Source organism: Serratia sp. (in: enterobacteria) (genome assembly GCF_051654945.1).
Lineage (GTDB): Bacteria > Pseudomonadota > Gammaproteobacteria > Enterobacterales > Enterobacteriaceae > Chania.
Genome location: NZ_JBOFZA010000042.1, coordinates 38,430 through 62,355, shown reverse-complemented (window position 1 = coordinate 62,355; position 23,926 = coordinate 38,430). Strand labels below are relative to the sequence as shown.

The following is a 23,926-nucleotide window of genomic DNA, read 5'->3' as shown; positions in this document are numbered from 1 at the left end:
AGGTTAGAACAGATAACGCACGCCTAAAGCAAACTCGCTGGAAACCAAACGTGCTTTCATTTGCTCATCTTTCAATCCACGGGCGTTGGTGAAGTTATTATAACCACTTTCAATATTGCCCATGTCAACGTAGCGATAGCCTAAATCAAAGCTGAGGCGTTCCATCGCGGCATAGCTGACCCCGGCACCTATAGCATAAGCCAGGTTATTTTGCGTGCTTGAGGCATATTGACGTGACGTATTACCCTGCCAACCATCGGACTTCACCTTGGCGACCCCCAAACCCACCGTACCGTACAGCGAGAAATTGTAGCCTAACGCATAGTCGCGATAAACGTTGAGCATCAGGCGCTCTGCGTCCACTTTATGGTGGTTGTAGCTGCTGGCAAAGGTCGTTGAACCGCTGGTGTATTCACTTTTCTTTTTGAACACATACTCCGCCTCGCTGCGCCAGCCATTGCCAAATTGGTAGCCTGCGGCGATAGACCCGTTATAGAAGTTATGTTTTTCATCACCGCTGACAAATTGACCGACTCCAGGGCGGCTGCTGGTGTCCATATTCTCGGCGGATTGTCTGGCATGCAGTAATTTGGCCGCTGCGTAATAGCCGGACAAATAATCATCGGCGACAGCACTACAGGAAATAGCGGCTAAAGAAACCATCATTAAGACAGGTTTGATATTCATGCGTTCCTCGCTTGAAAAGGTTATTTATGATGAGTAATAAAGACTCATCTAAAATAACCAGCGAGGTGCAGTAGAACAATTCGGTCAACTACCTACCCCTCTAGGTATTTTTACTTAACCCTTTCCAGGGAGAATAACGCCCCATAGATCTTCATTAACTTCACCGAAGAATTAATACCCAATTTGGCAAACACATTGGCACGATGAGCCTCCACCGTGCGTGGTGAAAGGATCAGCTCATTGGCAATTTCCTTACTCGATTTCCCTGCCATAATCAGCCCGGTGACCTCTTGTTCCCGTGCCGACAGGGTGCTGATTTTTTCTTTCAATTCAGCCATTTCTTGCCGCTGTTGCTGTAAAACTCGCTGATGCTCCAGGGCACCACTCACCGTTTCGATCAGCAAATCGGCGTCAATCGGTTTGGTCAGGAATTCAAATGCGCCATTTTTGAAGGCCCGGCGACACAGCTCAATATTTCCGTGCCCCGTCATAATGATCACGGGAAACTCCAGACCTTGCTGTTGCCACTCTTCGAGCAACGTTAAACCACTTTTACCCGGCATACGGATATCCAGCAACAAGCAGCCGGATAACGCCTGCGGGTCAGAAATATTCTGCTGAAAATCCAGGGTATTTTGGAATGTTACCGTTCGCCAGCCCATGGTGGCCAATAGCGAACTGAGTGAACAGCGGATGGCATGATCGTCATCAATCAGATAAATAAGCTGTTCCATCACTCCTCCTGAGTGTTAAGCGGGAAACACAGGGTAAAACAGGCACCTTGGCTGGCAATATTTTCCGCGGTGATCGTACCATCAAGACGCTGAACCAGGGTTTCTGTCAGCGCCATTCCCAGCCCCAATCCCTCTTGGCGGGTGGTGAAGAAGGGGATAAAGATCTGTTGCAAAGCTTGATCAGAAAGGCCGGGGCCGCCGTCGGTGATCCTCAGACGGATAGTTTGATCCGCATGCTCGGCATCAATGGCTATCCACGCCCTACCCGGGTTGTGGTGTTGCTGGGCCTGAATGGCATTGGTCACGATGTTATGGAAAATCTGTTCAACCTGCAAAGGATCGGCCCACAATGCAGGCAACGTGGCCGGTAACCGGTTAATGATTTTGACCTTTCCGCGGCTTATCTCCTCTTCCAATAGCATCGTGACACGCAGCCAGACCTGATGCAGATCGACCTGCTGGTAAACCACATGGTCATGAGCCAACTTTTGCCGAAACTGCAACAGCAACGTGCCGATCCGTTTGATTTGTATCACCGCAGCATCAAGCAATGGTGCAGCTTGATCCGGCTGCTGCTGGTTAATCAGGCGCAGGGCTGTCTGGTTATAACTCAAGATGGCCGTCAGTGGCTGATTCAATTCATGCACCATACCGGCGGTAATTTCCCCCATGGCGTTAAGCCGCGTCAATTGGGAGAAATGTTCACGCAAAACGGCAATATGATGTTGGTGTTTTTGTAACCGATACTGGCCGATAAAATAAATCATGACAGCCCAGAAAGCAGACAGCAGTATGCACATCAGCCAAGGTAAACGGGCCATATCCGGATCGTTTCCGGCGGATAATTCAAAAGGCTGCAAGGCGCTGTTTACTCCTTTATCCCAACGCCAGTAGCTGGTTTGAGCCCCCTTTCCCTGCTCAAACAAAGGTGTATTGCGCCAACTCAGGCTAATATGGCGAAAGTTATGACTCTGAGGAATGTCTGCCAGTAGTGTGCCGAGATCAATCAACAGCGAAAAATTCGGGTTCGCCAGCCAATAAGTTCCCTCGCCGGTTGGCATCAACGTTGGGTTGGTATCCGCCTTGGGCACCGGTTTCCAGGCAACAATCTGCGGGAATTTTTGCTGGACAATGGCAGGATCGCTGGTCACGGACAGCAAAGAAAGCACCGTTTCAAGCTGGGATAATTTAACCGTGACCTCGCGATATAAAATACGATAGGTAACTGATTGCTCTTCATATTGCTGTTGCAAGGCATAAATTATCACCCCGCTCCCTGAAAGCAGGGATAAAAACAACCAGAGACCTACTTTGAGCATAATAACTCCATGTCATGCAGACGCCTTTATTAATAACGGATTAAACACTATGCCAATGCAAGAATCTATTATTAAGATCGGGCTGCCTCAATTCATCTGCCGTTGCCAGGACAGGGTGTTATAATCCTATTTCATCGTGACCAAGGAACAACAATGACAGATTTGGCCCACTACATTACCCAATACGGCTACTGGGCGCTGTTCATCGGCTGCCTGCTTGAAGGTGAAACCATCACCCTGCTGGGGGGGATTGCGGCACATAACGGGTTGCTACGCCTGCCGCTGGTGATTGCGGTGGTGGCGATTGGCGGCGCCTTGGGCGATCAGGTGCTCTATTTTGCCGGACGCCATTTCGGCGGGCGGGTGCTTGCCCGTATCGAGAGCCAACAGGCGCGTATTGAACGCGCCCAAAAGCTGATTGCCAGCCACCCGATCCTGTTTGTGATTGGCGTGCGTTTTATGTACGGATTCCGTCTTATCGGCCCGGTGCTGATCGGCGCCAGCAAGCTGCCCCCATCACGCTTTATCCCGCTGAATATCCTGGGAGCCATCCTATGGGCAACGCTATTTGTTCTGCTCGGCTATTTTGGTGGGCAGGCCATCAGCAGCTTCGTCAGCGGCAGTGACAAAAAGCTGTATAGCCTGCTGTTCTGCGTGGTGGTGATTGCCGCCATCCTGCTGCTGCGCTACTGGTGGCGGCGGCGGCAACCTCAATAAGGCTACTTGTTAAACATCAGCTTCAGGCCCAACAGGGCCAATACGCTGCCGCCGAGGCGATCGAACCAGGCTTTGAAACGCAGGTACACGCGGCGCGGACGCGGTGACGACAGCACAAACGCCACAAAGGCATACCACAACAGATCGACGACCAATGCGATCAACGGTAACACGATGTACAACACCATCGGTATTTTATGACTAAGCAATGCCGCAAATACGCTGCCGAACACGATGGCGGTGTTCGGGTTGCCCAACTGGGTCAATAGCCCGGTGGTAAACGCCCGGCGAAAGCCTAGCTGCTGGCCGCCAACGGCTTCGATCACCAAAGGCTGATTGGCTCCACGCAGCATTTTGAACGCCAGATAGATCAGATAGGCGCCCCCCAGCATTTTCAGTGTGGTATACAGCCAAGGCAATGCCACCAGCAGCGACTGCAACCCCAATAGCGCAATCAAGGCAAAGATAAAACAGCCGATCCCCATCCCCAATGCCACCGCCATCCCATCGCGCCGTGATGAAGCCACCGCAGTGCGCGCTACCAGAATAAAACTTTGCCCTGGGCTCATCGCCCCTAGCGTTATCGCCCCGGTAATACTGAGTACCGATAGCAGCGTGTCGTTGATCATGTCCTTTCCCTTCGCCATATCCCGTCATTCAAATTAACGCGGCGGCCAAAATAAAAGCAATAGAAACGTGAAGATACAGGAGTCAAAATGCCCCTCCCCCCAGCCCACTCCCACAGGGAGAGGAAGCTGGCCGGCACACTTGGTTGGCCAGTGCTGCAACACAAAAAGTGTTCACCATGTCCTTGAACACCTGTCTACCATGTCCCCGAACTGTACAGGGAGTAGACTAGTGTGAGGGATGCATCATCAACTCTACCAGTTCCCGCGCTGCCTTTTGTTGCGGCTGGTTCTTCAGCCAGATCAGGTGCATCGGCAGGCGCAGTTCGTTTTTGGTATTTTTAAATTTCAACCGGATTAGCCGGCCCTGTTCCAGCAAAGGTGCCGTTAACGATAGCGGGAAATTGCCCCAGCCCAGCCCTGCCTCCACCATGCTTAACGCCATTGGCAAGCTGTCGGTACGCCAGAAGAATTCTGCTACCTGTGGGCGTTTGTCGGCCATAGGCAAGTCACGGCTGGCTACCACGATCTGCCGCACATTGACCAGTTCCTCCAGAAACAACTCGGCACCCGTCGCTCCCAGGGCCGAATGCTGTGCCGCTATGGTTGCCACCAACGACTCGCTGCCCACAAAGTGAAACTGCTCCTGGCTGTTAACATCCAGCCCACCGAACGCCAGACACAGGCTAACCCGCTGCTGATGGAGCAGATGCAACACCTCATCTTGCGGCGCGGTCAGCACCTCGATATCCAACAAGGGATAACGTTCGGCCAACGTTTTCACCGCCGCCAGCAAACCACTGCTGTTGATATCCGATGCTACACCGATCGACAACCTGCCCTCCAACCCCTGGGAAAGCTCAATGGCATGGATCTGCAACTGCTTGAGCTGTTCGGCGATCAGGCGTGCGTGGGGAGCCAGCGCCAAAGCCAGCGCGGTGGGCACCGGTTCGCGGTGCGAGCGGTCAAACAGCTGAAAGCCCAGCTCCGCTTCCATATTGGCAATCCCCATGCTGACCGCCGAAGGCACACGCCGCAGCGCCCTGGCCGCCGCAGAAAAAGAACCGCGATCCAGCACCGCCAAAAACAGTTCGATATTGTCACTGGAAAAATTCATCGCCTCATCTATCAGTTAAACTGACAGCTCCTGACTTTATCTATCAATAGTATTGACGTTATCTTACGCATCGGGCTGCCGGACGTCATCAGGCACGAAACATAACGCAGGAGAAAAGCATGCAAGGCGTGAAACGCAAACTGGTCTACGTGACCGCTTATGAAATTATCGGCATGGTCATTTCGGCCCTTGGGCTGGCACTGCTTTCCGGCACCGCCCCCAGCAGCACCGGGCCTTTGGCGGTGATCATCACCACCATCGCCGTCAGCTGGAACGTGATTTACAACTACCTGTTCGAATTCTGGGAAAGCCGCCAGGCTTCGCGCACCCGCACGCTGAAACGCCGCATTCTGCACGCGGTAGGCTTCCAACTGACGCTGGTGGTTTATCTGATCCCGCTGATCGCCTGGTGGATGGAGATTTCTCTGGTGCAGGCCTTCCTGCTGGATATGGCGCTGATCGTGATCATCCCCTGCTATACCTTTGTGTTTAACTGGGCCTTCGACAAGATATTCGGCTTGCCGACCTCCGCCCTGCCTGCCGCCGAATCGGCCTGAGTGAAGCTCTCCTTCTGCCCTGCAATGGGCAGAAGGAGAGTCTATTGGCCGATAAATCTTCATTCCCCCTTCACCCGATAATCCTCGTCTTTCTCACACCAATCCCTCTGAACCGCAGTTTTTTTGCCTCAATTGTGCAGAACGGGTAGCATGCCTCGCCGTTATTTACGCTACGGCTAACAGCGGAATGATGCCATGACGTCATCCCCACAATGCAAACAGACAGGAAACGGGACGAATAATGCACTCAGACAAAACGTCTGCACCAGATAAGCAGGCGGCGAGAAAACGTTGGTTGGATTCGCACGAATCCGGTTACCACAAAAGCATGGGTAAACGGCAGATACAAATGATCGCCATTGGCGGCTCTATTGGTACCGGTCTGTTTCTGGGTACCGGGGCACGTTTACAGATGGCTGGCCCGGCACTGGCGCTGGTCTACCTGGTTTGCGGCGTCTTTTCTTTCTTTATCCTGCGCGCTTTGGGGGAACTGGTGTTACACCGCCCTTCCAGCGGCAGCTTTGTTTCCTATGCGCGTGAATTTCTGGGGGAAAAGGCCTCCTACGTTGCGGGCTGGATGTACTTTCTCAATTGGGCGATGACCGGCATTGTCGATATCACCGCCGTGGCGCTGTATATGCATTATTGGGGGACCTTTGCCGAGGTTCCACAGTGGCTGTTTGCCCTGGGGGCGCTCGGCATTGTGGCTACCATGAACATGATCGGCGTGAAGTGGTTCGCCGAAATGGAGTTCTGGTTTGCACTGATCAAGGTCGCCGCCATCTCTCTGTTCCTGGTGGTGGGGGTCATCTTTCTTGGTGTCGGTACGCCGGTAGCCGGCAATCCTACCGGCATCCATCTGATCACCGATAACGGCGGCCTGTTCCCACACGGCCTGTTGCCTGCGCTGGTATTGGTGCAAGGGGTGATCTTCGCCTTTGCCGGTATCGAACTGATCGGCACCGCCGCCGGCGAGTGCAAGGATCCGGAAAAAATGATGCCGAAAGCGATCAACAGCGTGATCTGGCGTATCGGCCTGTTCTATGTCGGCTCGGTGGTATTGCTGGTGCTGCTGTTACCGTGGAACGCCTATCAGGCCGGGCAAAGTCCGTTCGTCACCTTCTTCTCCAAGCTTGGCGTGCCTTACATCGGTACCATCATGAATATCGTGGTACTGACTGCGGCCCTCTCCAGCCTGAACTCAGGTCTGTACTCCACTGGCCGTATCCTGCGCTCACTTTCCATGGGCGGCTCAGCCCCCAAGCTGATGGCTAAAATGAGCAGCCAGCAGGTACCCTACGCCGGTATTCTGGTGACCTGCGGTATCTACGTAATTGGCGTGGTGCTGAATTATCTGGTGCCTTCACAGGTGTTCGAAATCGTGCTGAATATCGCCTCGCTGGGCATTATCTGCTCGTGGGCGTTTATTATCGTCTGCCAGATGCAACTGCGTAAGGCCATCAAGGCGGGGAAAGCCAAGCCGGTGGCGTTCAAGATGCCGGGAGCCCCCTTCACCTCATGGCTGACGCTGCTGTTCCTGTTAGCGGTGGTGATCATGATGGCCTTTGATTACCCGAACGGCACCTGGACTATTGCCACTATCCCTGTGTTGGCGGTGCTACTGCTGCTTGGCTGGTTTGGCCTGCGCAAGCGTGCCGCAGAGGTGAAACTGGAACAACAGGCTCACGAACAGCAGAGCGGGCATTAAACGGATGCCACCGGCTGATCTACCCGGCACACCCGCTGGGTAGATCTGGCTAGGCGAAACGTGATTTAACCCACTCGCGCAACCGTTGAATATGCAGGTATAGCGCAGGGATAAAGAAGATCCCGACCAGCGTCGCCAGCAGCATCCCGCCAAACACGGTAATGCCGATAATCTGGCGGCTCATCGCCCCGGCCCCGGTAGCAAATACCAAAGGCATCACACCAAGAATAAAGGAGATGGCCGTCATCATCACCGCCCGAAAACGTTGCCGGGCGCCGTCCTGCGCGGCTTCGCGAATGCTGGCACCTTCTTCGCGCCGAGCCTTGGAGAATTCGACGATCAGAATGGCATTTTTGGCGGCCAGACCGATCAACAACACCAGCCCGATTTGAACATAAACATCGTTGGCAAACCCCATCATGCGTAAACCGGCAACCGCCCCCGCCACCGCGAAAATCACCGAGAGCATTACCACCAGCGGGATACTCCAGCTTTCATACTGAGCTACCAGGAACAGATAGGCGAACACCAGCGCCGCCAGATAGATCAGCAGCGCCTGGTCACCAGTCTGTTGTTCCTGCCAGGACAGGCCGCTCCAACTGTAGCCATAGCCCTTTGGCAGTTGCTCGGCCAGCAAGGACTCCATGGTTTTCATCGCCTGCCCGGAGCTAACCCCTTCGGCCGCAGAACCGTTCACCGAAACCGACGGAAACTGGTTGAACTGGTTGATAAAAGGTGCGCCGATGGAAGGGGTGAGTCGAACCAGATTGGCCAGGCTCACCAGTGCGCCGGTATCACTACGCACGTTCAGGCGGTTTATTTGCTCGGTGCGTTGCCGGAAATCCATCTCATTTTGCAACTGCACCCGGAACATGCGGTTATTGACCGAGAAATCCCCTACGTTCAGGCCACCGAGCGAAACTTGTAACGTATTGAAGATCCGGCTGACCGGCACCTGCAACAGCGCCGCACGTTCACGATCGACCGCCAGATCGATATCCGGCACCACGGCGCTGAAGGTGGTAAAGACCCGGCTCAACTCTGGCCGTTGGTTGGCGGTAAAAATAACCCCTTGGGCCACCTGAGCCATCTGCTGTGGCGTTTGCCCTTCCAGCGCCAGCAGGCGTAAATCAAAACCGGCGGCGTTGCCCAGCCCGGCGATTGCCGGTGGATTCACCACCATGATCATCGCCGAAGGGATAGCCGCCAGCCGCCCCTGAAGATCGGCCAATACCTGGTCAACATGTTCACGTTGGCCCCAGGGTTTCAGCATCACGATGGCAAAACCGGCATTGGGAGAGTTACCCCCGCTCAGCAGGCTGAAACCGGTAATTTTGATTACGTCCTCTACCGCCGGATTTTGCGCTACCTGTTGATGCATCTGATCCATGACCACCTGAGTTCGCTCAAGGGAAGCGCCATCCGGCAGTTGGACGTTAACGAAGAAGTAGCCCTGATCCTCCTCCGGCAGAAAAGAGGTTGGCAGGCGGCTATAGCCGTACCAGGTCGCCACACCAACAACCAGCAGGGCAATCACCGTGGTTAACGCCCGCTTGCCGGCCAATGCGGCCAGACGGACATAGCCATCGCGCATCCGGTCCATACCCCGGTTGAAGCCGCCAAAAAAGCCGGTTTGCGCCAGTTCACGCCGCCGGATCAGCGTGGCGCACAGCGCCGGGGACAGCGTCAGCGCATTGATGCTCGACAGGATAACCGCCGCCGACAGGGTTACGGCAAACTGGCGATACAGCTCGCCCGTAATACCCGGCAGCACCGCAATGGGGACAAATACCGCCATCAGCACCAGCGTTGTGGCCACGATCGGCCCGGCAATCTGGCTAATTGCCTTGCGGGTAGCATCGGCTGGGGTAAGCGCGGGATCTTGTGCCAGCAGGCGCTCGACGTTTTCTACCACCACAATGGCGTCATCCACCACGATGGTCAGCGCCAGGATAATGGCGAACAGGCTCAAGGTGTTGGCGGAATAGCCAAAAACGTACAACACGGCAAAGGTGCCGAGCAACGAAACCGGAATGGTCAACGCCACAATAAAGGTGGCCCGCAGGCTCTGCAAAAACAGGTAAACCACCAGCAGCACCACCGCCAAGGTCAATGCCAGCGAGATGGCTATTTCATGCAACGTTGCCGTTACCGGGCGGGTGGAGTCATATTTGATGTCATAGCTCATATCGCTGGGGAAGGACTGCGACAAACGTGCCATCTCCTGGCGCACCGCATTGGCGACATTCAGCGCATTGGCCCCCGGCGTGGGGTAAACCACCAAAAATGCCGATTCCTGTTGGTTCATCGAAGCATTGACCTGGTAGTTTTGCGCCCCCAGATCCACTCTTGCCACGTCGCCCACCCGCACGGTGCCACCATTGGCACCGCTGCGGATGATCACTCTGGCAAACTCCTGCGGATCGGTTAACCGCCCCTGCCCGCTGATGGTCAGAGTTTGCTGCTGGCTTGAAGGCGAAGGCGCGGAACCGATCTGACCTGCGGCAGCCTGCACGTTCTGTTGCTGCAATGCCTGGACGATATCCTGCACGCTGATATTGAGCGATTCCATACGCTGTGGATCGAGCCAGACACGCATGCTGTAATCGCGGGCACCAAACACCTGCACATCCCCCAGGCCGCTGATACGGGCCAGCGCGTCACGCAGTTGGATGCTGGTGTAATTGCTCAGAAACAGCGTATCGCGACTGCCTTTGGGAGAAAACACGCTGACGCCGAGCAGCAGGTTCGAGGCCCGTTTACGCACCGAAACCCCGTTGTTATTCACCTCAGCCGGTAGCTGGGCGCTCACCTGTGAAATACGGTTTTGCACCTCCACGGCGGCCATGTCAGGATCGGTACCACTGGCAAAGGTGATGCTCAGTTGGTAACCGCCGTTGTTGGCGCTGGTCGACTCCATATACAACATGTTACTGACGCCGTTGACCTGCGCTTCGATTGGCGATGCCACTGCCTGAGCCACATCGCGGGCGCTGGCCCCAGGATAGAGCGCGCTGACGGAAACCACCGGCGGTGTGATATCTGGATACTGTTCCACCGGGATCACCTTGAGGGAAACTATTCCCACCAGGGTGATCACCAGCGCAATCACGATGGCAAATTTCGGTCGCTGGATAAAGAAGTGCAGCATCAGCGTCCCCTTATGGTTGCGCGTTGGCGCTGGAGAGAATGGCGTTTACCTGCATACCGGGTCTGACGTGCTGCACACCGGCGATAATCACCTTTTCGCCAGCGCTAAGCCCGGTGTTAACCTGATAATATTGCTGGTGCTGTTCACCCAGTTTCACCTCACGAACCTCAACGATATTCTCCGGAGAAACCACCAAGACAAAGTGACCTTGCTGGTTTTGCTGAAGCGCGGCGATGGGCACCAGCGTGACCGTCTGCGGTTGCTCGGCGGTCAGGATCACGTTCACCACCCCCCCGGGCAGTAGCAGATGATTAGGATTGGCAAAGCGGGTGCGCAACGTGACGGTACCGGTGTGGGCATCAATCTGGTTATCTACCGATTCAAAACTGCCCGGTTCTGGATAGGACTTGCCGTTAGCCAGTTCAAGACGGGCGGAAAACTGCCCTGCGGCGAGCTTGCCCTCCCCATGCTGGCGCTGATAGGCGGCGGTAATGTAGTCCCGTTCATTGATGGAGATCGCCACGCGGATCGGATCGAGTTGAATAATGTTAACCAGCGTGCCGCTTGCCGCGTTGACCAAGCTGCCCACATGAAAACGGCTGTGACCAATGCGACCGGCAATCGGCGCATAGATACGGGTATAGCTGAGCTGTAGCTGCTGAGTGTCAAGCATCGCCCGCGCCTGGGCTACCGCCGCCCGGGTGCTATCTCGTTCAGCCGCCGCCGCATCGATATCCGCCCGGCTGACCGCGCGGTTGTTACCTAACTGCTGCAAGCGCGTCAGGTTGACCTGCGCCAGGTTTGCCGTGGCCGTGGCACTGTCGAGCTGCGCCTGAGCCTGCGCTACGGCAGAATGATGCAAGGCTGGCTCGATTTCGTACAGCAAATCTCCCGCCTTGACCATCTGCCCTTCGGTAAATGGCCGCTGGGCGATAAACCCTTCGGTACGGGTCTTCACCTCCACGGTTTGTATAGCCTCGATACGGCCAAGATAGTGCAACGCACGTTCGGGTTGGCTTTGTTCAATCAGCGCCACGGTCACCGCAGGCAGCGGCGCGGCAACGATCGGAGCGGCAATAGCCAGCAGCCACAAGGCCATAAAGCGGGAGAACGAAGGTTTAGTCATACGCACAGAGCCACTCATCAATTAGTTACCAGCTAAATTGATGAAAATTATAGTTCACCCAGAGAAAGTCAGAGCGAGCGCTGTTAACGATTAACGGGCGCAGCATGCGGCGCCGCTACCAGTGAGCACAACCGTGGTTTATTGCGCGGTATAACCGCCATCAATGCTGTAAAAGGCCCCGGTGGTGAAACTGCTGTCTGCAGAAAGTAAAAAAACCACCGTTTTCGCCACCTCTTCACGCGTAGCCATGCGCCCCATTGGATGGGTAGCGGCCATTTTCTCCCGTACTACGGCGGGTAATTTGCCCATTGAAGGCGTATCAACATAGCCAGGCCCGACGGCGTTAATGCGTATCCCTTGTTTGGCAAACTCCAGGGCAGCGGCCCGCGTCAAACCGATGATGCCATGCTTGGCCGCGGTATAAGGGGCAATGCCTGCAATACCGACCATGCCATTGACCGCAGAGAGATTCACTACCGCGCCCCCCCCTGCCGCCGCGATAGCGGGCAATCCGTACTTCATACCATAAAAGGTACCGCTGAGATCGGTTTCAATCACCGCGTGCCAATCTTCAATGGAGTATTCATGCAGCGGCACGTCATGTGGCCCGGTAATACCGGCATTGTTGACCAGCAGATGCAACTGCCCGTAGAAGGCCAGCGTCTGCTCTACCGCATTGCGTACCGACTCAGGTTCGCGGGCATCCATAGTTAACGGTAATACCGATTTGCCAGACGGATCCATACGTTGTGCCGTAGCTGCCAGCCTTGCATGGTTTCTGGCGGTGATGGCCACCTTCGCCCCACGATCCAGCAACTCTTGAGCAATGGCTTCACCAATACCGGTTGACGCACCGGTCACCAACGCAACTTTACCCATGAGATCTTGCATGACGCCCCCTGTTCGCTTGAGTGAGACGTCAAGGCTAAGGCTTGATCATGACAGTTTCTGGCAGTGGTGATCCTCCAACCGAGCAAAAGACGAAACAAAAAAGCCCTGACATTATTTGCCAGGGCTTTTAGGTTACTATCAATTTAAAATTCAACATTCATCGACTTACTAACTTGGTACTACTTTCGATACTACGTAAAAATGTACTTGTTTATCACAGATAATATTGGGTATTGAACAGCTAACTACAACCTCCCCTATACTGGCTGATTTACAAAACGCTCACTTACTTACCTCTTCATTTACAGAGATACAGCAAGTTAAACGGGTACATTCCCCCTCGCGATATAAACTATTTGACGCATGGCTTTACTTTCGTTGCAACACACTTACAGATAAAACCTCACAAATTGCAACATTAACACTTAAAAAACAGAGCCTTACATCATCGCGTTGTCGTTCACACCCTGCGATAGTAGAAACTGACTACGTGGCCTTAGAACATTGCCGAGTGAGTCCTGACTGGCTACTCAACGGCAACTTCCCCATACAACAAATTTCGTGGCCTTTATCGCAATATCGCTAAACAACTTATTAAAGATACCCTTTCAATCTGTTATTTAGCTAAGCAGCCAACTATCAATTTCCTGCTGCTGAATACTAATCTACGGTGTTTTCAAACTAAGTCAATACTGTTTTTAACAACATGCTTTTATTCTCTAAGTGGCTAATTTTAAACGAAGTGAAATCGAGTAGCATTTAGCTTTCTTTTATTTCCACGTTTGCAACATAGGAAACTACGACCGTTAACAAGAAGATGAGATGTTTTAGCGCCAGCGGCTTTACACCAGCAAATTTTAACACCGCACGTATTGCTCTCCCCACCGCCGAAAATCCCGCTAATTTAGGCAAAATTTCCCGTTCAGCGAGAATTCTGGTGGATATAACGCGCTATCTACAACATATTGGCTTCTCAGGCTCGCTACGGGCCGATCTGCCAACCCTGCAACAGTTGCATCGCTGCCACATGCTGGCGGTCCCCTTTGAGAATTTGAGCATCATCTATCATCAGGGGATCGATCTCAGCGAGGCCGGGCTGCTCAGCAAAATCGTCGATCATAATCGCGGCGGATTTTGCTATGAATTGAACCGGATATTCGCCCTGCTGTTGCAGCAGATTGGCTTTCAGGTGACGTTTATCTCCGGGGAAGTCCACGCCAGAGACGGCTCTTTTGGCCCGCCGTTTGACCATATGGCGCTGATGGTCACCTTGGATCAGCCATATCTGGTCGATGTCGGGTTTGGCGATTCCTTCCTCGCGCCGCTGAAAATTACCACCAGCGAACAACAGCCCCAGGCCAGCGGCACCTTTCATCTCGAACAACACGGCGACTGGTATCACCTGGAGCGGCGCAATGGCGATCGGGCTTCCCACGCCAAGACGCTTTATCGCTTTACCTTGCAACCCCGTCAGCCAAAAGAGTTTGACGACATGTGTCACTATCACAGCACTTCACCACAGTCACACTTTACCCAAAAGCTGGTGTGCTCCCGCCCAATAGAGGATGGCCGTATCACCCTCAGCGAGTTAAAGCTGATCGTAACCCAGGACCATCATCGTAAGGAATCAACGCTGCATTCAGAAGAGGAACGGCTAGAGGCGCTACGGCACTATTTTGCTATTGAGCTGCCACAGCCTAGCGGCAAATGACTCGCGCAATATCCCTGGAGTTGTTTAACGTGCGGATCTCGGTAAACAGCTCCGTGGCTTCCTGATACTCTTTGCGCAGGTAGCTCAGCCACTGTTTGATGCGGGCAACGTGGTACAGACCGGTATCACCCTGCTTTTCCAGGTGCACATACTTTTGCAGCAGTTGCACCACCTGCGGCCAAGGCATACGCGGTTCGTTATATTTTACCACCCGGCTCAGGTTGGGGATGTTCAATGCGCCGCGCCCCAGCATCACCGCATCGCAACCCGTTGCCGCCATGCAGTCTTGCGCGCTTTGCCAGTCCCAGATTTCCCCGTTGGCGATCACCGGAATGGTTAAACGCTGACGGATTTCCCCGATCGCCTGCCAGTTGATGCGATCGGCTTTATAGCCGTCCTCTTTGGTACGGCCATGAATGGTGATTTCGGTTGCCCCCGCCTGCTGTACCGCATCGGCAATTTCAAAGCTGCGGGAATCCGAATCCCATCCCAGACGCACTTTTACCGTGACCGGCAGCTCTGCCGGCACCGCAGCGCGCATTGCTTTGGCCCCCTGATAAATCAGTTCGGGATCTTTGAGCAAGGTGGCTCCGCCGCCGCTACCGTTGACATGTTTGGACGGGCAACCGCAGTTCAGATCGACACCGTAAGAGCCAAGTTCAACCGCCTGAGCCGCGTTTTCCGCCAGCCATTCAGGATACTGGCCAAGCAGTTGCACCCGCACCAGAGTGCCGGAAGGCGTTCTGCTGGCATGGTGCAGCTCCGGGCACAGGCGGTAAAAGGATTTAGCCGGCAGCCGTTGGTCGATCACCCGCAGGAATTCGGTGATGCAGAGATCGTAATCGTTCACCTCGGTGAGCAATTCCCGCACCAGAGAGTCGAGTACCCCCTCCATTGGAGCCAATAATACGCGCATGCCTACCTCTGCTATCAAAGAGGGCGCAATGATACGGGCGAAAAGTGGTGCCAGCAATATGAGATGGCCGAATGAGCTAGCAAAAGCTGTTGGGACTGCCCTGCAACACCAGGGCAGAACTCTCTATTCGACAGGCCGATAAGCAATAAAACCGCCATCGGCGTCATAAAGGACATCAAAACCATTTAAAAAATGCACGCCTGTATTGACGAATGGAGTCGGGCGCGTGGTGTTGAGATGGATAGACGTCGGTGTGAGTGGGGTAGCTTCGCCACCTACGGTCAATTCATATTGCGCTGCGTTGGCTGCGTTATCGACGCCAGGAAATTTCAAACTCAGGATAGTACCTGATGCAAGCGTCTTTGCCCCTGCAAGCATGGCTGGTGGCAGAGTCAAAAACATCGCGGTCACTCCGGTATCGACTAACGAAATACCGCAGGCCGCTGGCGGTTTGTGGTTAATCGTCATGCAGACCGAGGCACTCATCCATTCGTGCTCTACGTTAGGGTTCGGCGCGAGTTTGACGTAACTGAATTGACGCTGGGTGTTAGCCAAAGTGAGTCCAATATGAACACCGTTGCGTGTAACGATATAACCATGACGTATAGGCTGCTCGCTGGTTACATTCAGGAAAGGATTGTTGCGCGGTGTGCTTTGAGCTTGCCCATCGGATTCCCGATCAAACCCAACTCCCATCATGGCGATACCGCGAGGCGCGTCATCTGGCTCACACTCGCGAGCATCAGGCAGGCATTCAATACGCGTTACAGCCAAAACGGGGATCGGCGTGGTCGTAACGCTGGCACCATTTTCTCCAGCGATGGTCACGGGCACGGTAACCCAAACGCCAATCATGATCCGACCCGAGCTGCTATAAGTCAGACGCCCCGGAGTCGCGGGGAGTTGATCGAAATGGGGGATCCGATTTGCAGAAACAACTATGCCGGTTGAACCAGTATCCATGACGATGGGATGCAGCCCGCCGCTGCCGTCACCGAAGGCAATCCGCAATTTTGGAACATGGGCCAAACGGGAGGGGTCAGTGTCGTCAACGTTTGGCAGGTACGTGAGATAGCTACCTGCATGATAAGCGCTGTAGTCGGGTGCAGTGGACGCCGACGCTATCGAACCACACACAGAAACAGTGAACAAGCCAGCCAAGGATAACAACTTGTAAGCCGGTATGATTAGGAAATCTAAATTGATGTTCAAAATACTTCTCCTAACTGCACTTCGGTTGGGTGGGAGACAACGGCCATTTTGGTGATAACTATTACCGCCACCAAGGACTTCTAAGGTGTGTCCCTAGAACTTGGGAAGGCAATGACATTATTTATTACTCAACTCGTTAACTTGCGCAGCGGCTCACCGGCCATAAACGCCTGGATATCGGCAATCGCTTCCCGGAAATAGGTGCGGTAATTATCATCCGCCACATAGCCCACATGCGGGGTCGCAAGTACATTGGGCAAGCGGCGCAGTGGGTGGTCGGCAGGCAGCGGTTCGACTTCAAACACGTCCAGCCCGGCACCGGCGATCTGCCCGGATTGCAGCGCCTCCACCAACGCTTGCTGATCGACAATCGCCGCACGTGAGGTATTGATCAGAAACGCGCTGTTTTTCATCTGTGCCAGCGCCTGACGGTCGATCAGCCCACGGCTGCGATCGCTCAGCACCAGATGAACGGAAACAAAGTCGCTCACTGCCAGCAACACCTGTTTTGACTCAGCAAGCTGCACGCCGAACTCTTGTGCTCTTTCCGCCGTCAGATTCTGGCTCCAGGCCACCACGTTCATGCCAAACGCCTGCGCCACTTTCGCCATCTGGCCGCCGATCTTGCCTAATCCCAGTAAACCTAAGGTTTTGCCATGCAAGGTGATGCCGACATGCTGCTGCCAAGGCCCGTTGGCCCGCAATCCGCTACTTTCGGCCACCAGATGTTTAGCCAAACCCAGGATCAGCGCCCAGGTCAGTTCCATCGGCGCTGCAGAACCACTGGCGGTACCGCACACGGTAACACCTTGCCGGGTTGCCGCTGGCAGATCGATCGAAGCGTTTCGCATGCCTGAGGTGATCAGCAATTGCAGTTTTGGCAAACGGGAGAGCAATGCGGCAGTGAACGGCGTGCGCTCCCGCATAATCACCACGATTTCACAGTCACTGATGCGGTTCACCAACTGATCCTCATCGTCAATATGCTCACGCAGGGAAAAGACGTCGACCAGCTCGCCGAGGGCAGACCAATCCGCCATCGAAAGCGCCACACCTTGGTAATCATCAAGAATTGCACACTTCAATTTCATCGGTAACTCCTGGCAAACAGGCGAAAAAAAACCGCCAACAAATGGCGGTTTAGTATAGCTCAACTCGACATGATCACTCAGACGGTTTGCGGCTATGCGGACGGCGCGATGGAGCACCTGAACGCGGTTTGCCATCACCCTGTGGGCGAGCACTGCCGCCGCCGCGATTTTCACGCTGACCGCCGCCATTGCCACTACGCTGGCCGCCACCGTTACCGGTACGCGGAGCGCCGTTGCCACGTGGAGCACCACGGCCACCACCAGCCTGACGACCATTGATGATCGGCTCAGCCTTGATGCTTGGATCCGGCTCATAGCCTGGCAGGGCAATACGTGGAATTTCACGTTTGAGCAGGCGTTCGATATCCCGCAACAGTTTGTGTTCATCCACACACACCAGTGAGATCGCCTCACCGGTACGTTCGGCACGGCCAGTACGGCCAATACGGTGCACGTAGTCTTCCGGTACGTTTGGCAGTTCGTAGTTCACAACGTGTGGCAACTGGTCGATATCCAGGCCACGCGCAGCGATATCCGTAGCCACCAGCACGCGGATTTTACCGTCTTTAAAATCTGCCAGTGCACGGGTACGTGCGCCCTGACTTTTGTTACCGTGGATAGCAGCAGCGGTGATGCCATCTTTATTCAGCTGTTCGGCCAAATGGTTGGCACCGTGCTTGGTACGGTTAAACACCAGCACCTGCTTCCAGTCACCTTCGCCGATCATCTGGGAAAGCAGTTCACGCTTGCGCTTCTTATCGACAAAGTGAACGCTTTGTTCAATCTGCTCGGAGGCGGTGTTGCGGCGAGCCACTTCTACCGAGGCCGGGTTGGTCAGCAGTTTACTGGCCAGGCCTTTGATCTCATCGGAGAAGGTGGCAGAGAACAGCAGGTTCTGACGCTTGGCAGGCAGCTTGGACAGCACGCGGCGGATATCATGGATAAAGCCCATATCCAGCATGCGGTCGGCTTCGTCCAGCACCAGAATTTCAATTTTAGACAGATCAACCGCGTGCTGATGTTCCAGATCCAGCAGGCGACCCGGTGTTGCCACCAGAATGTCGACGCCGCCGCGCAGTTTCATCATCTGCGGGTTGATGCTCACACCACCAAACACCACCAGCGAACGCAGGCGCAGGTGTTTGCTGTAAGCCTCAACGTTTTCGCCGATCTGTGCGGCCAGTTCACGGGTTGGCGTCAGGATCAACGCACGTACCGGACGACGGCCTTTGATTGGATGATCGTGTTTGCTCAGCAGCTGTAACAGCGGCAAGGTAAAACCGGCAGTTTTACCTGTACCGGTCTGGGCGCTGGCCATCAGGTCACGGCCTGCCAATACCACCGGGATAGCCTGGCGTTGAATTGGCGTAGGTTCGCGATAGCCCTGTTCTTCAACAGCGCGCAGAATTTCAGCACTTAAGCCGAGGGTTTCAAATGACATAGTAGAGAAAAACTCCAGATCCCCCCTAACCTAAACAAACGTTCGGTGCAGTTTCCGGGAGGATGATCAGACGGGGCATAAGGAGGCACTCGCACTTTTTTGCGGCACATCCTCGGCATGACCTCGAGGGATTGGCACAAACTGCAGTGCACCAAGCGCCAGAGTGTAGCAGAAATCCGAGCGGAAAAGACAATTTTACGTGTTCGCCGCACATTTCTCCGATATCGCTAGTGACAAACAATAATATTCTGGGCTGTGGTTTACATTTTGTACTGCTCAGACTAAAGTTAATCATATGATTGATTAACTTTTCAGGTCAACCAATGACTGCTTCAGAAAACCAACCTGTCATTCCCCTGTCGCGCGGTGAGCAAGCCCGCCAGCAGCTCCTTGCTGCCGCGATAGAAGTGTTCGGCGAATACGGTATTTCAGGCGCAACCACGCGGCAAATCGCCCAACGAGCGGGTCAGAACATCGCCGCCATCACCTATTATTTCAATTCGAAAGAGGGGTTGTACCTGGCAGTGGCGCAGTGGATTGCCGATTTTATTCAGCAAAGCTTCCGCCCACTCAGCGAAGAGATCGAACATTTCTACCTGCTGCCCACCGAGCAACGCCCACCAGAACGCTATCTGTACCATCTCAAAAGTGGGTTGCTGGCCTTCAGCGAACTGATGACCCAGCCCCACACGCTCAACCTGAGCAAGATCATGTCCCGCGAGCAGCTTTCGCCAACCGATGCCTACCCGCTGATCCACCAACAGGTGATAGCCCCGCTGCACCGTTTACTCTGTCGCCTGCTCGCGGGCTATACCGGCATCGATGAACGCTCCACCAAAATCGTCTTGCATACCCATGCGCTGATCGGTGAGGTGCTGGCATTCCGCGTCGGCCGCGAAACCCTGCTACGCCAGGCTGGCTGGCAGCAGATAGCGGCAGAAGAAGCCCGGCAGATTAGCGAGGTGCTGGCCGAACATATCGACATTCTGGTCAACGGGCTACGTCAGCGTTACGCCGTATAACTTTCCGTCTTACAAGTTGGGAGTTTTATGAACAAGAAAAGAGTTGCCATTCTGGGTGTCGCAATCGTGCTGATTGCCGCTGCGGCCTACGGTTTCTGGTATTACCAACGCCAGCAGGATAAGCCCCTGACGCTGTATGGCAATGTCGATATCCGCACGGTCAATCTGGGCTTCCGGGTTAATGGCCGGTTGGCCACGCTGGCGGTAGACGAAGGGGACAGCGTGCAACCTGGGCAGTTGCTGGGCAAACTGGACGATGCCCCCTACCAGAACGCATTACTACAGGCGCAGGCCAACGTAGCCAACGCCAAAGCCAAACTGGATTTATTGCAGGCTGGCTACCGAAATGAAGAGATTGCCCAGGTGCGTTCGGAAGTCGCCCAACGGCAATCAGCCTTCAGCTATGCCGACAGTTTCTTAAAGCGCCAGCAGGGTCTGTGGGCGAGAAAGGCCACCTCGGCCGATGCCCTGGAAGATGCCCGTACCGCACGTAATCAGGCACAGGCCAATTTGCAGGCCTCGAAAGATAAACTGTCACAATATCTATCCGGTAATCGCCCGCAGGAAATCGAACAGGCCAACGCCAATCTGGCACAGGCCGAAGCAGCACTGGCACAGGCCCAATTGGATCTGCATGACACCACCCTGGTCTCCCCTTCGGTCGGCACGGTAATGACACGGGCCGTGGAGCCGGGCACCATGCTCAGCGCGGGCAGCACGGTCTTTACCCTGTCGTTGACGCGCCCGGTGTGGGTGCGCGCCTACATTAACGAGGCTAGCCTGGGCAAGGCCACGCCGGGTAGCAAAGTCTTGATCGAGACCGACAGCCGCCCTGGCAAGCCTTACCACGGCAAAATTGGCTTTGTTTCGCCCACCGCAGAGTTCACCCCCAAAAGCGTAGAAACGCCGGATCTGCGCACCGATCTGGTCTACCGCTTGCGGATCATCGTCAACGATGCCGACGATGCCTTGCGCCAAGGGATGCCGGTTACCGTCCATTTCGCACAGCAGTAAGGAACCGTGATGGCACAGGTACATACCATCGAGCTGGTCGCGTTGGAAAAACGCTTTCCATCACTCGATAAACCGGCGGTGGCCAGCCTGACGACCACCTTGCGCAGCGGCGCAGTTACCGGGCTGGTTGGCCCCGATGGTGCGGGTAAAACCACCCTGCTGCGCATGTTGGCGGGTTTGATGCAGCCCAGCAGCGGCAAGCTGACCGTCGCCGGGTTGGATCCGATCGCGCAGGATCGTCAATTGCACGCCATTCTCGGTTACATGCCGCAGAAGTTCGGGCTGTATGAAGATCTGACGGTGATGGAAAACCTCACGCTGTATGCCGATCTGCGCGGCGTAACGGGCGATCTGCGTAAGCAAACTTTTGAGCGGTTGCTGACGTTTACCGATCTGACCCGTTTTACCGAACGGCTGGCGGGCAAGCTTTCAGGCGGTATGAAGCAGAAGCTCGGGCTGGCCTGTACGCTGCTTGGCCAACCTCAGGTGCTGCTGCTGGATGAGCCTGGCGTTGGCGTCGATCCCATCTCACGCCGCGAATTATGGCGAATGGTGCACGAACTGGCCAACGACGGCATGTTGATCCTGTGGAGCACCTCCTATCTCGACGAAGCCGAACAGTGCCGCGAAGTGCTGCTGATGAACGAGGGCGAATTGCTGTTCAGCGGCGCCCCGCAGGATCTGACCCAGCGTATGGCTGGCCGTACCATCTTGATCGATACCCCAGCCGGTAGCCATCGGGCACTATTGCAGCGCGCGATCTGCTTGCCTGCGGTCAGCGACGGGGTGATCCAGGGGAAATATCTACGGCTGATCCTCAAGCCAGGTGAAGATCATCAACAAGTATTGCGCGATCTGGATCTGCCTGAAGCCGAATTGACCGAAGCCGATCCGCGTTTTGAAGATGCGTTTATCGATCTGCTTGGCGGAGGCCCAAACAGCAAATCAGCCCTGGCCGAGATCATGCCGACGGTCACGGGCGATAGCTCGGAAACGGTGATCGAAGCGCAGGGATTGACCAAAAAATTCGGCGATTTTGCGGCCACCGATCACGTGGATTTCAAGGTACAGCGCGGCGAGATCTTTGGCCTGCTCGGCCCCAACGGCGCAGGTAAATCCACCACCTTCAAGATGATGTGTGGCCTGCTGGTCCCCAGCGATGGTAAAGCGCTGGTGCTGGGGATGGATCTGAAAACCAGCTCCGGCAAGGCGCGCCAGCATCTGGGCTATATGGCGCAGAAATTCTCGCTGTACGGCAACCTGACGGTGGCGCAGAACCTGAAATTTTTCTCCGGCGTTTATGGCCTAAGTGGCAAGAGCCAGCGCGATAAAATCGACGAGATGTCCCGCGCCTTCAACTTCGGCCCGATCCTCGACCAAACACCGGATTCACTGCCGCTCGGTTTCAAACAGCGGCTGGCGCTGGCCTGTGCGCTGATGCATGAGCCGGACATTCTGTTTCTTGATGAACCCACCTCGGGCGTCGATCCCCTCACCCGGCGCGAGTTCTGGCTGCACATCAACGGCATGGTGGATAAAGGGGTGACGGTGATGGTCACCACCCACTTTATGGATGAAGCGGAATATTGCGATCGCATCGGTCTGGTCTATCGCGGCAAAATCATCGCCGCTGGTACGCCGGACGATCTCAAACAGCAGATAGCCAACGAGCAAAATCCCAATCCTTCGATGGAGCAGGCGTTTATTGAACTGGTGCAAGGCTACGATCGGGAGGAAACGGCATGAACAGCGATAACGGCTTTTCCTGGCGACGGCTGCGGGCGCTGTGCCTGAAAGAAACCCGACAGATCCTGCGCGATCCCAGCAGCGGGTTGATTGCCTTCGTCATTCCGCTGATGCTGCTGTTTATTTTCGGCTACGGCATCAATCTGGACTCCAGCAAGCTACGGCTGGGGATCCTGATGGAGCAACAGAGTGCAGAGGCGCGCGATCTGGCCAATGCCTTTATCGGTTCCCCCTATATCGAGCCGACCGTCAGCGATAACCGCCAGCAACTGATCCAGAAAATGCAGGCAGGCAGCATTCGTGGCCTGGTGGTGATCCCCAGCGATTTTGCCGAGCACCTGGCACGGCCTAACGATCGCGCCCCCTTGCAGGTAATTACCGACGGCAGCGAACCCAATACCGCCAACTTCGTGCAAGGCTATGCCCAAGGGATCTGGCAAATCTGGCAGCAACAGCGCGCCACCGATCTGGGGCGTGAAGACAAACCGCTGATTGAGGTCCAGATGCGCTACTGGTTTAACCCGGCGGCCATCAGCCAGCACTTTATTATCCCGGGGGCCATCACCATTATCATGACGGTGATCGGTGCCATTCTGACTTCGTTGGTGATCGCCCGCGAGTGGGAGCGCGGCACCATGGAGGCGCTGCTCTCCACCCAGGTAACGCGCAGCGAGCTGCTGCTGTCCAAGCTGGTGCCTTACTATTTTCTGGGCATGATCGCCATGGTGCTATGCATGGTGGTTTCGGTGTTTGTGCTTGGCGTGCCCTACCGGGGTTCCTTGCTGTTGCTGTTTGTGATCAGCAGCCTGTTCCTGGCCAGTACGCTCGGCATGGGGCTGCTCATCTCGACCATCACCCGCAACCAGTTTAACGCTGCCATGGTGGCGCTGAACGCCGCCTTTTTGCCATCGATTATGCTATCCGGATTTATCTTCCAGATCGACAGCATGCCCGCCGTGGTACGCGCGGTGACCTATATCATTCCGGCGCGCTATTTTGTCAGTACGCTGCAAACGCTGTTCCTGGCGGGCAATATCGGCACCGTATTGGTGATCAACCTGCTGTTTTTGGTCGCCTCGGCGGTGGTGTTTATCGGCCTGACGGCCTGGAAAACCCAGCGGCGGCTGGATTAAGGGGAAG

General features: G+C 55.0%; 20 protein-coding genes. 8 read left to right on the top strand and 12 right to left on the bottom strand.

All coding sequences use genetic code 11. From position 1 onward, the window contains the following. Positions 1-3: 3 nt before the first annotated feature. The 3 genes from ACRDCA_RS05825 to ACRDCA_RS05815 form a co-directional block, all read right to left on the bottom strand. The gene (locus tag ACRDCA_RS05825; RefSeq protein ID WP_438688685.1) at positions 4-687 is read right to left on the bottom strand and encodes an outer membrane protein; all 684 of its coding nucleotides are present in this window, start codon (positions 685-687) and stop codon (positions 4-6) included. A 110-nt stretch (positions 688-797) separates the two neighbouring features. Continuing rightward, positions 798-1,421: a response regulator transcription factor gene (locus ACRDCA_RS05820; protein WP_438688684.1), complete on the bottom strand. Its 624-nt coding sequence runs from the start codon at positions 1,419-1,421 to the stop codon at positions 798-800. Then, positions 1,421-2,740 (bottom strand): sensor histidine kinase, encoded by a 1,320-nt coding sequence (locus tag ACRDCA_RS05815; RefSeq protein WP_438688683.1) that lies wholly within the window; start codon positions 2,738-2,740, stop codon positions 1,421-1,423. The genes ACRDCA_RS05820 and ACRDCA_RS05815 overlap by 1 nt, the downstream gene beginning before the upstream one ends. A 153-nt stretch (positions 2,741-2,893) precedes the next feature. Here ACRDCA_RS05815 and ACRDCA_RS05810 point away from each other — a divergent pair, with 153 nt between their 5' ends. Next, positions 2,894-3,457 (top strand): DedA family protein, encoded by a 564-nt coding sequence (locus tag ACRDCA_RS05810; protein WP_438688682.1) that lies wholly within the window; start codon positions 2,894-2,896, stop codon positions 3,455-3,457. Positions 3,458-3,459: 2 nt separating this feature from the next. On the opposite strand, the gene ACRDCA_RS05805 is transcribed toward ACRDCA_RS05810, so the two are convergent. Together ACRDCA_RS05805 and ACRDCA_RS05800 are read right to left on the bottom strand one after the other, a co-directional pair. After that, complete coding sequence (locus tag ACRDCA_RS05805; RefSeq protein ID WP_438688681.1) at positions 3,460-4,086, bottom strand: LysE family translocator; 627 nt, start codon at positions 4,084-4,086, stop codon at positions 3,460-3,462. Positions 4,087-4,312: 226 nt separating this feature from the next. Further along, the gene (locus ACRDCA_RS05800) at positions 4,313-5,200 is read right to left on the bottom strand and encodes a LysR family transcriptional regulator (RefSeq protein ID WP_438688680.1); all 888 of its coding nucleotides are present in this window, start codon (positions 5,198-5,200) and stop codon (positions 4,313-4,315) included. A gap of 119 nt (positions 5,201-5,319) precedes the next feature. Here ACRDCA_RS05800 and ACRDCA_RS05795 point away from each other — a divergent pair, with 119 nt between their 5' ends. Together ACRDCA_RS05795 and ansP are read left to right on the top strand one after the other, a co-directional pair. Then, positions 5,320-5,757 carry a PACE efflux transporter gene (locus tag ACRDCA_RS05795; RefSeq protein ID WP_438688679.1) on the top strand — a complete coding sequence of 146 codons (438 nt, stop codon included), beginning with the start codon at positions 5,320-5,322 and terminating at the stop codon, positions 5,755-5,757. Positions 5,758-5,998: 241 nt separating this feature from the next. Continuing rightward, the gene (gene ansP, locus ACRDCA_RS05790; RefSeq protein ID WP_438688678.1) at positions 5,999-7,465 is read left to right on the top strand and encodes an L-asparagine permease; all 1,467 of its coding nucleotides are present in this window, start codon (positions 5,999-6,001) and stop codon (positions 7,463-7,465) included. Between the two features lie 49 nt (positions 7,466-7,514). Here ansP and ACRDCA_RS05785 read toward each other — a convergent pair whose 3' ends face one another. The 3 genes from ACRDCA_RS05785 to ACRDCA_RS05775 form a co-directional block, all read right to left on the bottom strand. Next, positions 7,515-10,616 (bottom strand): efflux RND transporter permease subunit, encoded by a 3,102-nt coding sequence (locus ACRDCA_RS05785; RefSeq protein WP_438688677.1) that lies wholly within the window; start codon positions 10,614-10,616, stop codon positions 7,515-7,517. Positions 10,617-10,626: 10 nt separating this feature from the next. Next, on the bottom strand, positions 10,627-11,715 hold the full coding sequence (locus ACRDCA_RS05780) for an efflux RND transporter periplasmic adaptor subunit (protein ID WP_438688722.1): 1,089 nt from the start codon (positions 11,713-11,715) through the stop codon (positions 10,627-10,629). Between the two features lie 165 nt (positions 11,716-11,880). Then, on the bottom strand, positions 11,881-12,633 hold the full coding sequence (locus tag ACRDCA_RS05775) for an SDR family NAD(P)-dependent oxidoreductase (RefSeq protein WP_438688676.1): 753 nt from the start codon (positions 12,631-12,633) through the stop codon (positions 11,881-11,883). A gap of 937 nt (positions 12,634-13,570) precedes the next feature. Here ACRDCA_RS05775 and ACRDCA_RS05770 point away from each other — a divergent pair. After that, complete coding sequence (locus ACRDCA_RS05770; protein ID WP_438688675.1) at positions 13,571-14,344, top strand: arylamine N-acetyltransferase family protein; 774 nt, start codon at positions 13,571-13,573, stop codon at positions 14,342-14,344. Here ACRDCA_RS05770 and dusC read toward each other — a convergent pair. The 4 genes from dusC to rhlE all read right to left on the bottom strand — a co-directional run bounded on the left by dusC (position 14,331) and on the right by rhlE (position 19,004). After that, the gene (gene dusC / locus ACRDCA_RS05765) at positions 14,331-15,260 is read right to left on the bottom strand and encodes a tRNA dihydrouridine(16) synthase DusC (protein ID WP_438688674.1); all 930 of its coding nucleotides are present in this window, start codon (positions 15,258-15,260) and stop codon (positions 14,331-14,333) included. The two genes, ACRDCA_RS05770 and dusC, sit on opposite strands and share 14 nt — an antisense overlap. A 123-nt stretch (positions 15,261-15,383) precedes the next feature. Then, complete coding sequence (locus ACRDCA_RS05760; protein WP_438688673.1) at positions 15,384-16,472, bottom strand: hypothetical protein; 1,089 nt, start codon at positions 16,470-16,472, stop codon at positions 15,384-15,386. A gap of 128 nt (positions 16,473-16,600) precedes the next feature. Beyond that, positions 16,601-17,563, bottom strand: coding sequence for a D-2-hydroxyacid dehydrogenase family protein (locus tag ACRDCA_RS05755; RefSeq protein ID WP_438688672.1), 963 nt, complete (start codon positions 17,561-17,563; stop codon positions 16,601-16,603). A 73-nt stretch (positions 17,564-17,636) separates the two neighbouring features. Then, a complete protein-coding gene (gene rhlE / locus ACRDCA_RS05750) occupies positions 17,637-19,004 on the bottom strand; it encodes an ATP-dependent RNA helicase RhlE (protein ID WP_438688671.1) in 1,368 nt (455 codons plus the stop codon). Positions 19,005-19,327: 323 nt separating this feature from the next. Between rhlE and cecR the strand changes: the two genes are divergently transcribed. Genes cecR through ACRDCA_RS05730 form a run of 4 tightly spaced genes read left to right on the top strand, consistent with a single transcriptional unit; the run spans position 19,328 to position 23,919 of the window. Further along, positions 19,328-20,026 carry a transcriptional regulator CecR gene (gene cecR / locus ACRDCA_RS05745; protein ID WP_438688670.1) on the top strand — a complete coding sequence of 233 codons (699 nt, stop codon included), beginning with the start codon at positions 19,328-19,330 and terminating at the stop codon, positions 20,024-20,026. Positions 20,027-20,053: 27 nt separating this feature from the next. Continuing rightward, positions 20,054-21,040, top strand: a complete 987-nt coding sequence (gene hlyD / locus ACRDCA_RS05740) for a secretion protein HlyD (protein ID WP_438688669.1) — start codon at positions 20,054-20,056, stop codon at positions 21,038-21,040. A 9-nt stretch (positions 21,041-21,049) separates the two neighbouring features. After that, positions 21,050-22,786, top strand: coding sequence for an ATP-binding cassette domain-containing protein (locus ACRDCA_RS05735; RefSeq protein ID WP_438688668.1), 1,737 nt, complete (start codon positions 21,050-21,052; stop codon positions 22,784-22,786). Further along, the gene (locus ACRDCA_RS05730) at positions 22,783-23,919 is read left to right on the top strand and encodes an ABC transporter permease (protein WP_438688667.1); all 1,137 of its coding nucleotides are present in this window, start codon (positions 22,783-22,785) and stop codon (positions 23,917-23,919) included. Before ACRDCA_RS05735 ends, ACRDCA_RS05730 begins: the two co-directional genes overlap by 4 nt. Positions 23,920-23,926: the final 7 nt, after the last annotated feature.